Raw genomic sequence first — 12,236 nt, forward strand, 5'->3', positions numbered from 1 at the left:
GCCAATCTCCATTCGTCCGGACAACGTCATCGTCATCGACGGCAAGATCGCGAAAGTCATTAAAATCAGGTTCGAAGTCAACGAAACCAGATTTCGATATCGGCGAGATGACGGCAGCAATGTGCTAGGAAACGTTCGTCGTATGAATGCCGCATTCCGTCTTGGCATTTCCGCGCCAGCGGCCGGAGCGTTCGTCCTCGCCGGGCGCAGTACGACTGGTACACGGCATGCAGCCGACCGAGTAGAAACCCGACGCAGCCAGCGGATGTGGCGGCAGCTTCGCGGAGGCATAGATCAGTTCGATATCCTCGCGCGAGACATTGGCGAACGGATTGAATTTCAGCCGGACGCCGTCGGCCTCGACCACCGGCATCGCGGCGCGCAGGCCACCCTGGAACCGCTTGCGGCCATTGATCCAGCCGCTGAACGGCGCCAGCGCGCGCGCCAGCGGTTCGACCTTGCGGATTCGGCAGCAGGCGTCGGGATTGGCGAACCACAGATCGCGCTCGGGATCGTCGTGCTGCAGGGTTTCTTCCAGCGGTTGGATCGAGCGCACGTCGCTCAGGCCCAGCGTGGCGACCAGCGTGTCGCGATAGGCCAGCGTTTCCTCGAACAGCCACCCGGTGTCGAGAAACACCACCGGGATCGCCGGATCGACATCGGCCATCACCTTCAGGAGCGCGGCCGACTGGGTGCCGAACGACGACACCACGGCAAGCTTGTCGCGGCCGAGTTCGCGTAACGCCGCGGCGATCACCTCCGCGGGCGCGGCGTCACGCAACTGCCGGTCGAACTCCTGCGCCTTCAGGGCAACGTCGAACAACGCATCCTGCGCGGGAATCGAACTGTTTTGCGCAGCGGCCGTCATCAGCTCGCGCTCTCCGAATGACGCAACTGCATACGCCGGTGCAGCGCGGTGATGCGGCCATCGCCGGTCGGCTGGTAGAACACCGTGTAGCGCTTGGCGGTGGCGAGGAAGGCTTCGGCGTCGGCTTGCTTCTTCACCTCGAAGGCGTCGAAGCCGGCGCGTAGCATGAACACGAACTGGTCGCGCAGCACCTGACCGGTGGCGCGCAACTCGCCTTTGAACTTGTAGCGCTCGCGCAACAGCCGCGCCTGGCTGTAGGCCCGGCCATCGCGGAAGGTCGGGAATACCAGCGCTACGACCGCGAGCTTGTCGAGGTATGGCACGAGTTCGTCGAGGTCGCGGTTGTTCGGCCAGATCACGCCGGTCGGCGCTGCGCGTTGCGACAGCGCTGCAGCGTCCGCGAGAAACCGCACGGCCGGGATCAGCACCGCGCCCTCGACCGGAATCTCCGCATCGTCGGCAAGATGAGCGAACGTGTCGGCGGCGACCCTGCCGTTCTTAACGAGTGGCATAGACGCGCTCCTTGAACGGCTCGACGCCGAGCCGCGTCACGGCCTCGACAAACAATTCGTCTGGCCGCTGGCGCAGCGCCAGATAGGCCTCGACGATATCCTCGATCACATCGGCGACCTCGGCATAGGGTACCGCCGGCCCGATCAGCGTGCCGACCACCGCATGCTCGTCGGCGCGACCGCCGATGGTGATCTGGTAATACTCCTCGCCGTTCTTCTCGACGCCGAGAATGCCGATATGGCCGACATGGTGATGGCCACAGGCATTGATGCAGCCGGAGATGTTGATATGCAGCCGGCCGATCAGGTTGGCGGTGTCGTGGTTGGCGAAGCGATGCGTTAGCTCCTGCGCGATTGGGATCGAGCGGGTATTGGCCAGCGAGCAATAGTCCAGCCCCGGGCACGCGATGATGTCGGTGACCAGGTTGACGTTGGGCGTGGCGACGCCGATCTTGTCGAGCGCCTTCCACAGCGCCGGCAGGTCGCGCTTGGCCACATGCGGCAGCGCCAAATTCTGTTCGTGGCCGACGCGGATCTCGCCAAAAGAATATTTTTCCGCGAGATCGGCAATAGCGTCCATCTGGTCAGCGGTGGCGTCGCCGGGCGGTCCGCCGATTGGCTTCAGCGACAGCGTCACGATGCCGTAGCCCGGCACCTTGTGCGGCGCGACCGAATTTTTGCGCCAGGCCTCGAAATGCGGATCGGCGGACGCCGACTTCAATTCGTCCGGCGTATCCGACAGAGTCTTGTAGTGCGGATAGGTGAAGCGCGAGCGGATGTCCTCTACCACCTCGTCGTCCAGCGTCAGCGCGGTGTCGCGCATCGCGATCCATTCTTCTTCGACCTCGGCGGCGAATTTCTCGATGCCGAGTTCGTGCACCAGGATCTTGATGCGCGCCTTGTAGATATTGTCGCGGCGACCGTACTGGTTGTAGACGCGAAGGATCGACTCGACATAGCTCAGGATGTCGCGGCCGTGCACGAACGGCTTGATCAGCTTGCCGATGAACGGCGTGCGACCGAGCCCGCCGCCAACCAGAACTTCGAAGCCGGTCTCGCCGGCGGCGTTCTTGTGTATCCGCAGGCCGATGTCGTGCACCTTGATGGCGGCGCGATCATGATCGGACGCGGTGATGGCGAATTTGAACTTGCGGGGCAGGAACGAGAATTCCGGATGCAGCGTCGAATACTGCCGCAGCAGTTCGGCCCAGATGCGGGGATCCTCGACCTCGCCGGGCGCCACGCCGGCCCATTGGTCCGTAGTGACGTTGCGGGTGCAGTTGCCGGAGGTCTGCATGGCGTGGATGCCGACTTCGGCGAGGTCTTCCAGCGCATCGGGCAAATCGGCGAGCTTGATCCAGTTGAACTGGATATTCTGCCGCGTGGTGAAGTGGCCGTAGCCGCGATCGTAGCGCCGCGCCACATGGGCCATCTTGCGCAGCTGCGCCGAGGACAGCGTGCCATAGGGAATGGCAACGCGGAACATGTAGGCGTGCAACTGAAGATAAACGCCGTTCATCAGCCGCAGCATCTTGAACTCGTCCTCGGTGAGTTCGCCGGACAGCCGGCGCTTCACCTGGTCGCGGAATTCGGAGACGCGCTCGTTGATCAGCGTGCGATCGATTTCGTCATAGGCATACATCGTACGAACCTTACGCCGGAACCGGCAGATCGATGGTGACGCCCTGCGCGCGGATCTGTTCGCGCAGGTTGCCGGGCTTGATGGCGCCATTGTCGTTGACGGCGACTGGCGCGATGTAGGGCCCGATGGCGCCGACATCGTCGGCGGCGGATTCGGTGAGCATCGCGCGCGCCTCGTCGGCGGTACGCACGATCGCGGCTTTCGCGAGTTCGGTGGTCCAGCCCTGTTGCGTGTCGCGATAGATGACGACGCCATCCCAGGTGCGGTTGGCGGTCACCACCGAGGGGCCGGTGATCTTGATCTTCTGTTGCAGGGGAGAGGTCATTCGGCTGCTACCAATATTTCCGAGGCGAGTTGGTTGATCTGGGCGGCGTGCCACGGCGCGGAATGCGCAACGACATCGCCGATGACGAGAATGGCCGGGCCGCCGTCGATCCGGGCGACCAGGTCGGGCAGGTTTTCCAGCGTGCCGACAGCGGCCTGCGCGTCGGGCCGGGTGACGCGGGCGAACACGCCGACCGGCGTGTGCGGCGAACGGCCCGCCGCCAGCAGCCCGGCGCGGATCGAGGGCGAGGCGGTCATGCCCATATAGACGACCACTGTCATCTTCTCGTCGGTCAGCGTGCCCCAGTCGACGCTCTCCGCGTCGCGCGCTTTATGTGCGGTGAGGAAGGTGATGCGCAGCGCCTCATGGCGATAGGTCAGCGGCACTTCGAACTGCGCGGCGGCGCCGAGGCCGGCGGTGATGCCGGGAATGACAGAGTGCGCCACGCCAGCCAGGCGCAGCGCGTCGATCTCCTCGCCGCCGCGGCCGAAGATGAAACAATCGCCGCCCTTCAACCGCACCGCGCGCTGGCCGGCCTGCGCCGCATCGATCAGCAACCTGTTGATGGCGTCCTGGCCGATGCCGGGCTTGCCGACGCGGCGGCCGACCGGAATGCGCGACGCATCGCGGCGGACACGATCGAGAATTTCGGGCGAGACCAGTTCGTCGTAGAACACTACGTCGGCGTCCTGCAGCGCGCGCAGCGCCTTGATGGTCAGCAGGTCGGGATCGCCCGGCCCCGCGCCCACCAGCGTGACGCGGCCTTCGACAACACCTGCCGCCGGCGCGCCGGCAAAGGCGGAGGGATCGGTGATATCGTGCAGCGCCTGTTCGGCCTCGTCGCCGCGGCCGGCCAGCACCAGCGCGCCGATCGGGCCATCGACCACGCGTTCCCAGAACCGGCGGCGCAGCGGAAACTCACTGATGCGTCCGCTGATCGGCTTGCGCCAGCGGCCGATCAAGCCGGCGAGATCGCCGATCCGCGCCGGCAGCAGCGCCTCGATGCTCTCGCGCACGCGGCGCGCCACCACCGGCGACGTGCCGCCAGTGCCGACGGCGACTACCACGTCGCCGCGATCGACGATCGCCGGGAAGATGAAGGTGGAATGTTCGAGGTCGTCCATCACATTGACCGGCACGCCCTTCGCCTTGGCCCGTACCGACAGCGCCGCGCCGACAGCGCCTGCACCGGCACAAAGGATCGCGATCAGACCGGACAGGTCGGCCTCGAGCGGATCGCCTTTGGCGTGCTCGATCCGGGCGACGCCTTCGGGATCGAGTCCCGCGGTGTCGCGGTTGCCGTCGGTGGCGTACCAGCGAATCCGCGCGCCGGCCGCCAGCAGCAGCCGCAGCTTGGCGCGCACGAGTTCGCCCTCGCCGACCAATAGAATTGGTCCGGTCTGCAGATCGAGGAACACCGGCAAGAATCGCATGAACGCTCCGCTTCCCCGAAATCGGGGTTGACTGGAATTATTTTCTATATATGTCTCTCACAAGCCGCGCAAAGAGAAAATTATTTCTTCTTCGACGCGTTCTAATTGTAGAATTTTTGTCTCCAAACACCAAGTGTCGCAGATGCATCTTCTCGATAGCGATCAGAACGAGCCCGGGTTGCGCATTTCTCCAACCGCACCTGACGCGATGCCGCAGCAAAATCCAGGCCGGATCCATGCGCGTGCACGCACTACAGTGGTATCCATGGACCATCTCGACGAGCTGGAAGCGCAGAGCATCTACATTTTCCGGGAGGCCTTTGCCCGGCTGAAGAAGCTGGCGCTGCTGTGGTCGCTCGGCAAGGATTCCAATGTGATGATCTGGCTGGCGCGCAAGGCGTTCTTCGGCAAGGTGCCGTTCCCCGCGCTGCATGTCGATACGGGCAAGAAATTTCCGGAGATGTATGCCTTCCGCGAGCAATACGCAAAAGAGTGGGGCCTCGACCTGAAGATCGACTATTGCCCGCCGATCGAAAGTATCGACCCGACGCTGCCGCCCGCGGCGCGCTCCGCGGCGCGAAAAACCGAGGGGCTGAAGCTGGCGCTGGCCAAGTACGGCTTTGACGGGCTGATCGCGGGCATCCGCCGCGACGAGGAAGCGACGAGGGCCAAGGAGCGCGTGTTCTCGCCGCGCGGCACCGAGGGCGGATGGGACGTGCGCGACCAGCCGCCGGAATTCTGGGACCAGTTCAACGCCTCGCCGCCGCCGGGCGCGCATCTGCGCGTGCATCCGATCCTGCATTGGACCGAGTCCGACATCTGGGCCTACACCCAACGCGAAAATATCCCGATCATCCCGCTCTACCTGGCGCAGAACGGCAAGCGCTACCGTTCGCTCGGCGATGCCGACATCACCAACCCGGTCGCGTCGAACGCGAAGACCATCGAAGAGATCCTGATCGAACTCGAAACTTCCAAAGAGCCGGAGCGCGCCGGGCGTGCGCTCGACCACGAGACCGAAGACGCTTTCGAGCGCCTGCGCGTCGCTGGCTATCTGTGACGCAATGAGTGACGGCATGGACATCGCAGTTTCCCAAGCCACCCTGGCGACGCCAAACGGCACCACCCGCCCGCAGGTCCGCATTGTCATTGTCGGCCATGTCGACCACGGCAAATCGACGCTGGTCGGTCGCCTGTTGCACGAGACCGGCTCGCTGCCCGACGGCAAGCTGGAAATGCTGAAGGCCGTCAGTGCGCGGCGCGGCATGCCGTTCGAATGGTCGTTCCTGCTCGACGCGTTGCAGACCGAGCGCGACCAGGGCATCACCATCGACACCACCCAGATTCGTTTCCGCACCCAATCGCGCGACGTGGTGCTGATCGACGCGCCCGGCCACGCCGAATTCCTGCGCAACATGATCACCGGCGCCTCGCAGGCCGACGGCGCCGTGCTGATCATCGACGCGCTGGAAGGCGTGCGCGACCAGACCCGGCGGCACGGCTACCTGCTGCATCTCTTGGGCATCAAGCAGGTGGCCATCGTCGTCAACAAGATGGACCGCGTCGATTTTTCCGCGGCGCGCTTCAAGGAGATCAGCGACGAGATTTCGGCGCACCTGATCGAACTCGGCGTCACGCCGGCCGCTGTGATCCCGATCTCCGCGCGTGATGGCGATGGCGTCGCCGAACGCACGCCGAACATCGCCTGGTATGACGGCCCCACGGTGGTCGAGGCACTCGATGCGCTGCATCCGGCACGGCCGCTTGACGAACTGGCGCTGCGGCTGCCGGTGCAGGCGATCTACAAGTTCGACGACCGCCGCATCATTGCCGGCCGCATCGAATCCGGCAGCCTCAACACCGGCGACGAAATCGTCATCATGCCCACCGGCAAGATCGCGAAGATCAAGAGCGTTGAAAGCTGGCCGCAGACGCCGGTGGCGGGACCGCAGGGCGCCGGCCGCTCGGTCGGCATCACGCTGGACCGCGAACTGTTCGTCGAGCGCGGCGACGTTATCGCCCATGTCGATGCCGCGCCGCGCGACACGCGGCGGCTGCGCGCCCGGATCTTCTGGCTGCACGATGCGCCGCTGACCGAAGGCACGTCGATCCTGCTGCGGCTCGGCACGCGGGAATCCCGCGCCACGGTAGTGGCGATCGAAAAGGCGGTCGATCCCGGCGAGCTCGAAAGCGTCGCCACCAAGGCGATCGCGCGCAACCATGTCGGCGAGATCGATATTTCGCTGGCGCAACCGGTTGCCGCCGACACCTATTTCGACAATCCGCGCACCGGGCGTCTGGTCATCGAGGTCAATGGCCGCATCGCCGGCGGCGGGCTGGTGCTGTCGGTCAATGCCGGACAGCGCGCCGTCCCGGCGAACATTGTGCCGGTGGAATCCGCGCTGCGAAGCGACGAACGCGCGGCGCGCCATCGCCATCACGGCGCGGTGGTCTGGCTGACGGGGCTGCCGGGCTCCGGCAAATCGACCCTGGCGCTGGCGCTGGAGCGTCGGCTGTTCGACCATGGCGGCTCGCCCGTGCTGCTCGACGGCGACACGCTGCGCGCCGGCCTCAACAACGACCTCGGCTTCTCCGCGCAGGACCGCAGCGAAAACGTCCGCCGCCTCGCCGAAGTCGCCACCCACCTCGCCCGCAATGGCCACATCGCTATCGTCGCCGCGGTGTCGCCATCGCTGCACGACCGCGCCGCCGCGCGCGGCATCGCGGATACGCTGTTCCGGGAAATCTATGTGGCGACGCCCGCCGCGGTCTGCGAGCAGCGCGACCCCAAGGGCCACTACGCCAAGGCCCGCGCCGGCACGCTGCACGGCTTCACCGGGATCGGCAACGATTACCAGGCGCCGACCGCGGTCGAACTGAGCATCGACACGTCACAGCTTGCTGTTAACGACGCGGTCGATGCGATCGAGCAGATGCTGTCGCGCAGCGGCATCCTGTTTGACGAGGTCATCGATCTCGCCTCCAATATCTGACTATTGACCGATAGGGGACTTGTCTTGAACCGCTTTGTAATCGCCCTCGCCGCCGGACTTGGCGCCCTCTCCGCCGTCCCCGCCGCGCAGGCGCAGACCCCGACCACGCTGCTCAATGTCTCCTATGACATTTCGCGCGAGCTCTATGCGGAGATCAACACCGCCTTCATCAAGCAGTGGAAGGCCAAGACTGGCCAGGACATCGCCATCAACCAGTCGCATAACGGCTCGTCGCGGCAGGCGCGCTCGATCCTCGAAGGGCTCGAGGGCGACGTCGTGACCTTCAACCAGGTCACCGACGTGCAGGTGCTGTACGACCGCGGCAAGCTGATCCCGAAGGACTGGGCGACGCGGCTGCCGAACAATTCTTCGCCGTATTACTCGCTGCCGGCGTTCCTGGTGCGCGCGGGCAATCCGAAGGGCATCAAGGACTGGGGCGACCTGGTGAAGCCCGGCGTGCAGGTGATCTTCCCGAACCCGAAGACCTCCGGCAACGCGCGCTACACCTATCTCGCGGCCTATGCCTATGCGCGCCACACGCTGGGGGACGACGCCAAGGCCGACGACTTTATCAAGAAGTTGTTCGCCAACGTCCCGGTGTTCGACACCGGCGGTCGTGCGGCGACCACCACCTTCGTCGAGCGCGGCACCGGCGACGTGCTGATCACCTTCGAGGCGGAGACTTCGTCGATCCGCGACCTCGCGGGCAAGGATGCCGGCGGCAAGGACAAATATGAAGTGGTGGTGCCGCCGACCAGTCTGCTGGCGGAGTTCCCGGTCACCGTGGTCGATAAATATGCCGAGAAGCACGGCACCACGGCGCTGGCCAATGCCTATCTCGAATTCCTGTATTCGCCGGAAGGCCAGGCCATCGAGCTGAAGGGTTACAACCGCGTCGCCGATCCGGCGGTGATGGCGAAGCAGAAAGACAAGTTCCCCGAGGTCAAGCTGTACCGCGTCGAGGACGAATTCGGCGGCTGGGACAAGTTGAACAAGGAGCACCTGAATTCAGGTGCGAAGCTGGATCAGTTGTTCGGGGGAAGGTGACGCGAGCGATGATCGCGTAGGGTGGGCAAAGCGAAGCGTGCCCACCTTTTTTGAGAGCATGCCAACAGATGGTGGGCACGGCGCAAGTGCGCCTTTGCCCACCCTACGGCTGCTGCTAAGAGAAGCCCACTGCCTCTCTCGCCTCAGGTCCCTCCATCTTGCGACGTAGCGTCATTCCAGGGTTCGGGCTCTCGCTCGGCATCACCGTCCTGTATCTCGGGGCGATCGTGCTGCTGCCGCTGTGCGCGCTGATCCTGAAGGCGTCGGATGTCGGGCTTGCGCAATTATGGGGCATCCTGTCGTCGCCGCGCACGCTGTCGGCGCTGCGCGTGACGGTGACGATGGCGCTGGCCGCCACCGCGTTCAACGCGGTCTACGGGTTGCTGCTGGCCTGGGTGCTGGCGCGCTACGAATTTCCCGGCAAGCGCATTCTCGATGCGCTGGTCGATGTGCCCTTCGCGCTGCCGACCGCCGTGGCCGGCCTGGCACTGACTGCACTGTTTTCGAAGAGCGGCTGGTTCGGCGGGCCGCTGGAGGCGCTGGGCCTGCAGGTCGCCTATACGCCGCTGGGCATCGCCATCGCCATGGCGTTCACCAGCATTCCCTTCGTGGTGCGCACCGTGCAGCCGGTGATCGAGGATCTCGGCTCCGACGTCGAGGAAGCCGGCCGCTCGCTCGGCGCCAATGATTTCCAGATTTTGTGGCGGGTAATTTTTCCGGCGATCTTTCCGGCGTTTCTCGCCGGCTGTTCGCTGTCCTTCGCGCGCAGCCTAGGCGAGTTCGGTGCCGTCATCTTCATCGCCGGCAACCAGCCGATGAAGACCGAGATCGTGGCACTGCTGACCTTCATCCGGCTCGAGGAATATAATTATGAGGCCGCGGCCGCGATCGCCACGGTGATGCTGGCGATGGCCTTCGCCATGCTGGTTGTCACCAACGCGGTGCAGGCGTGGCACCTGCGCTATCTCGGCCGGGGAGACGCCTAATGAAGCCGGTGTCGGAGCGCGCCCATACCGAATGGATGGTGACCCCGGTCGGCGCTGGCCCGGTGGCGCGCCGCGTGGTGCTCGGCATCGTCACCGTGGTGACGCTGCTGTTTCTCGTCGCGCCGCTGGCGCTGATCGTCAGTTCGGCGCTGTCGCAAGGCGTCGGCGTGTTCTTCCGCAGCCTTTCCGACCCCGGCACCCAGCATGCGATCTGGCTGACGGTGATCACCGCGCTCATCGCCGTGCCGCTGAACATCCTGTTCGGCCTCGCCGCGGCGTGGACCGTGACCAAATTCGAGTTTCCCGGCCGCACCCTGCTGATCTCGCTGATCGAACTGCCCTACTCGATCTCGCCGATCGTCGCCGGTGTGGCGTATCTGTTCGTCTATGGCTCGCAGGGCCTGCTCGGGCCGCTGATCGAGGCATTGGGCATCAAGGTGATGTTCGCGCTGCCGGCGATCGTGCTGGCCAGCATGTTCGTCACCGCGCCGTTCGTGGCGCGCGAACTGATCCCGCTGATGCAGGTGCAGGGCACGGATGAGGAAGAAGCCGCGGTGACGCTTGGCGCCTCCGGCTTCGCCACGTTCTTTCGGGTGACGCTGCCCAATGTGCGCTGGGCGGTGCTGTATGGCGCGATCCTGTGCAATGCCCGGGTGATGGGCGAATTCGGCGCAGTGTCGGTAGTGTCCGGCAATATCCGCGGCCAGACCACCACGCTGCCGCTGCAGATCGAGCTATTGTACCAGGACTATAACGTCGCCGGCGCCTTCGCCGCCGCCACCGTGCTGACCGCAGTGGCGCTGGTCACCATCGTCATCAAGGTGGCCCTGGAACGGATCAGCCGGGAAATCGATGTGACCCCGGCCCGGCCGCCTGGGCACTGAACTTTCTGGGGCCTTCTCAGCCGCTACGGTTTGGCGTTAAAAGGACTGCTGACGCCGTGTGGCATGAATGAGCGCCACTTTCCTGAAAACAGAGCAGAATTGCCGCCTTTCGCGAGAGATCCCAGATGAAACGTATCGACGCCCACGGTTTGAAGATCGCCCCCGTCCTGTTCGATTTCATTGCCAGGGAAGCCGCTCCCAAGACCGGGATCGAACCGGACGCGTTCTGGGCTGGTCTCGCGGGGATCGTCAGCGACCTCGGGCCGAAGAACCGCGAACTGCTGAAGGTCCGCGACACCCTGCAGGGCAAGATCGACGCCTGGCACCGCGCGAACAAGGGCAGCTTCGACATGGCGGCCTACACCGCGTTTTTGAAGGAAATCGGCTACCTGCTGCCGGAGCCAGCGACCAAGACTGTCGAAACCGCGAATGTCGATATCGAGATCGGCCAGATCTGCGGCCCGCAATTGGTGGTGCCATTGACCAATGCGCGTTACGCGCTGAACGCCGCGAACGCGCGCTGGGGCTCGCTGTATGACGCGCTGTACGGCACCGACGCGATCCCACACGAGGCCACCGACGGCGGCAAGGGCTACAACAAGGCGCGCGGCGACCGCGTCATCGCCAAGGCCAAGGCGTTCCTCGACCACGCCGTGCCGCTCGCCACCGGCAGCCACACCGACGTCACCGCCTATAGCATCGTCGCCGGCCAGTTGTCGGTGAAGCTGAAGAGCGGCAACATGACCGCGCTGAAAGACGGCGCGCAGCTTGCCGGCTATCTCGGCGATTTCACCTCGCCCGCCTCGATCCTGCTGGTCAACAACGGCCTGCACATCGAAGTGGTGATCGACCGCGCCAACATCATCGGCAAGGACGACGCCGCGGGGGTTGCCGACATGATCATCGAATCCGCGGTCTCCACCATCCTCGACATGGAAGACAGCGTCGCCACGGTGGATGCCGACGACAAGGTCCTCGTCTATCGCAACACGCTCGGCCTGATGAACGGCACGCTGTCCGCCGACTTCGAGAAGGGCGGCAAGACACTGCAGCGCGCGCTCAATCCCGACCGCACCTACAAGACCATTGCCGGCGAAGAACTGACGCTGCACGGCCGCAGCCTGCTGCTGATGCGCGCCGTCGGCCATCACATGTTCACCGATGCCGTACTCGACAGCGCCGGCGAGGAAATCCCGGAAGGTCTGCTCGACGCCGCCGTCGCCGGCCTGCTGGCGATCCACGACCTCAAGTCCACCGGCCTGCGCAACAGCCGCACCGGCTCGGTCTATATCGTCAAGCCGAAGATGCACGGCCCCGATGAAGTCGCGCTGACCTGTGAGACTTTCGCCCGCGTCGAGAAGATGCTCAAGCTGCCGGTCAACACCATGAAGGTCGGTATCATGGACGAGGAGCGCCGTACCACGGTGAACCTCAAGGCCTGCATCCAGAATGCCTCCGAGCGCATCATGTTCATCAACACCGGATTCCTGGACCGCACCGGCGACGAAATTCATACGTCGATGGAAGCAGGCCCGATGATCCGCAA

Annotated in this window: 11 protein-coding genes; 6 read left to right on the forward strand and 5 right to left on the reverse strand. The window is 64.7% G+C overall.

The window, feature by feature from the left end; all coding sequences use genetic code 11:
* Positions 1-124: 124 nt before the first annotated feature.
* From JWR89_RS17895 to cysG, 5 genes are read right to left on the reverse strand one after another with little or no spacing between them, the layout of a single operon-like run.
* Positions 125-868 (reverse strand): phosphoadenylyl-sulfate reductase, encoded by a 744-nt coding sequence (locus JWR89_RS17895; protein WP_299718532.1) that lies wholly within the window; start codon positions 866-868, stop codon positions 125-127.
* A complete protein-coding gene (locus JWR89_RS17900) occupies positions 868-1,380 on the reverse strand; it encodes a DUF934 domain-containing protein (RefSeq protein ID WP_299718533.1) in 513 nt (170 codons plus the stop codon). The genes JWR89_RS17895 and JWR89_RS17900 overlap by 1 nt, the downstream gene beginning before the upstream one ends.
* Positions 1,367-3,022, reverse strand: a complete 1,656-nt coding sequence (locus tag JWR89_RS17905; protein WP_299718534.1) for a nitrite/sulfite reductase — start codon at positions 3,020-3,022, stop codon at positions 1,367-1,369. The genes JWR89_RS17900 and JWR89_RS17905 overlap by 14 nt, the downstream gene beginning before the upstream one ends.
* A gap of 10 nt (positions 3,023-3,032) precedes the next feature.
* Positions 3,033-3,347: a DUF2849 domain-containing protein gene (locus tag JWR89_RS17910; RefSeq protein ID WP_299718535.1), complete on the reverse strand. Its 315-nt coding sequence runs from the start codon at positions 3,345-3,347 to the stop codon at positions 3,033-3,035.
* Positions 3,344-4,780, reverse strand: coding sequence for a siroheme synthase CysG (gene cysG / locus JWR89_RS17915; RefSeq protein WP_299718537.1), 1,437 nt, complete (start codon positions 4,778-4,780; stop codon positions 3,344-3,346). Before cysG ends, JWR89_RS17910 begins: the two co-directional genes overlap by 4 nt.
* A 208-nt stretch (positions 4,781-4,988) precedes the next feature.
* Between cysG and cysD the strand changes: the two genes are divergently transcribed.
* The 6 genes from cysD to JWR89_RS17945 form a co-directional block, all read left to right on the forward strand.
* Positions 4,989-5,840 carry a sulfate adenylyltransferase subunit CysD gene (cysD, locus tag JWR89_RS17920; RefSeq protein WP_299718560.1) on the forward strand — a complete coding sequence of 284 codons (852 nt, stop codon included), beginning with the start codon at positions 4,989-4,991 and terminating at the stop codon, positions 5,838-5,840.
* Positions 5,841-5,856: 16 nt separating this feature from the next.
* A complete protein-coding gene (gene cysC / locus JWR89_RS17925) occupies positions 5,857-7,773 on the forward strand; it encodes an adenylyl-sulfate kinase (protein WP_299718540.1) in 1,917 nt (638 codons plus the stop codon).
* A gap of 24 nt (positions 7,774-7,797) precedes the next feature.
* The gene (locus JWR89_RS17930; RefSeq protein WP_299718542.1) at positions 7,798-8,820 is read left to right on the forward strand and encodes a sulfate ABC transporter substrate-binding protein; all 1,023 of its coding nucleotides are present in this window, start codon (positions 7,798-7,800) and stop codon (positions 8,818-8,820) included.
* Positions 8,821-8,978: 158 nt separating this feature from the next.
* Positions 8,979-9,806, forward strand: coding sequence for a sulfate ABC transporter permease subunit CysT (gene cysT / locus JWR89_RS17935; RefSeq protein ID WP_299718544.1), 828 nt, complete (start codon positions 8,979-8,981; stop codon positions 9,804-9,806).
* The gene (gene cysW, locus JWR89_RS17940) at positions 9,806-10,690 is read left to right on the forward strand and encodes a sulfate ABC transporter permease subunit CysW (RefSeq protein ID WP_299718546.1); all 885 of its coding nucleotides are present in this window, start codon (positions 9,806-9,808) and stop codon (positions 10,688-10,690) included. Before cysT ends, cysW begins: the two co-directional genes overlap by 1 nt.
* Positions 10,691-10,815: 125 nt before the next feature.
* Positions 10,816-12,236, forward strand: a 1,421-nt coding sequence (locus JWR89_RS17945) for a malate synthase G (RefSeq protein WP_299718549.1), incomplete at its 3' end; no start/stop codon positions are given.

It is taken from the genome of Tardiphaga sp., from assembly GCF_028290785.1.
Taxonomy (GTDB): Bacteria; Pseudomonadota; Alphaproteobacteria; order Rhizobiales; family Xanthobacteraceae; genus Tardiphaga.

Excerpts from the sequence above, each read along its gene's own strand:
- JWR89_RS17895 (WP_299718532.1), bottom strand. The coding sequence starts at position 868 with ATGACGGCCGCTGCGCAAAACAGTTCGATTCCCGCGCAGGATGCGTTG.
- JWR89_RS17900 (WP_299718533.1), bottom strand. The coding sequence starts at position 1,380 with ATGCCACTCGTTAAGAACGGCAGGGTCGCCGCCGACACGTTCGCTCAT.
- JWR89_RS17905 (WP_299718534.1), bottom strand. The coding sequence starts at position 3,022 with ATGTATGCCTATGACGAAATCGATCGCACGCTGATCAACGAGCGCGTC.
- JWR89_RS17910 (WP_299718535.1), bottom strand. The coding sequence starts at position 3,347 with ATGACCTCTCCCCTGCAACAGAAGATCAAGATCACCGGCCCCTCGGTG.
- cysG (WP_299718537.1), bottom strand. The coding sequence starts at position 4,780 with ATGCGATTCTTGCCGGTGTTCCTCGATCTGCAGACCGGACCAATTCTA.
- cysD (WP_299718560.1), top strand. The coding sequence starts at position 4,989 with ATGCCGCAGCAAAATCCAGGCCGGATCCATGCGCGTGCACGCACTACA.
- cysC (WP_299718540.1), top strand. The coding sequence starts at position 5,857 with ATGGACATCGCAGTTTCCCAAGCCACCCTGGCGACGCCAAACGGCACC.
- cysW (WP_299718546.1), top strand. The coding sequence starts at position 9,806 with ATGAAGCCGGTGTCGGAGCGCGCCCATACCGAATGGATGGTGACCCCG.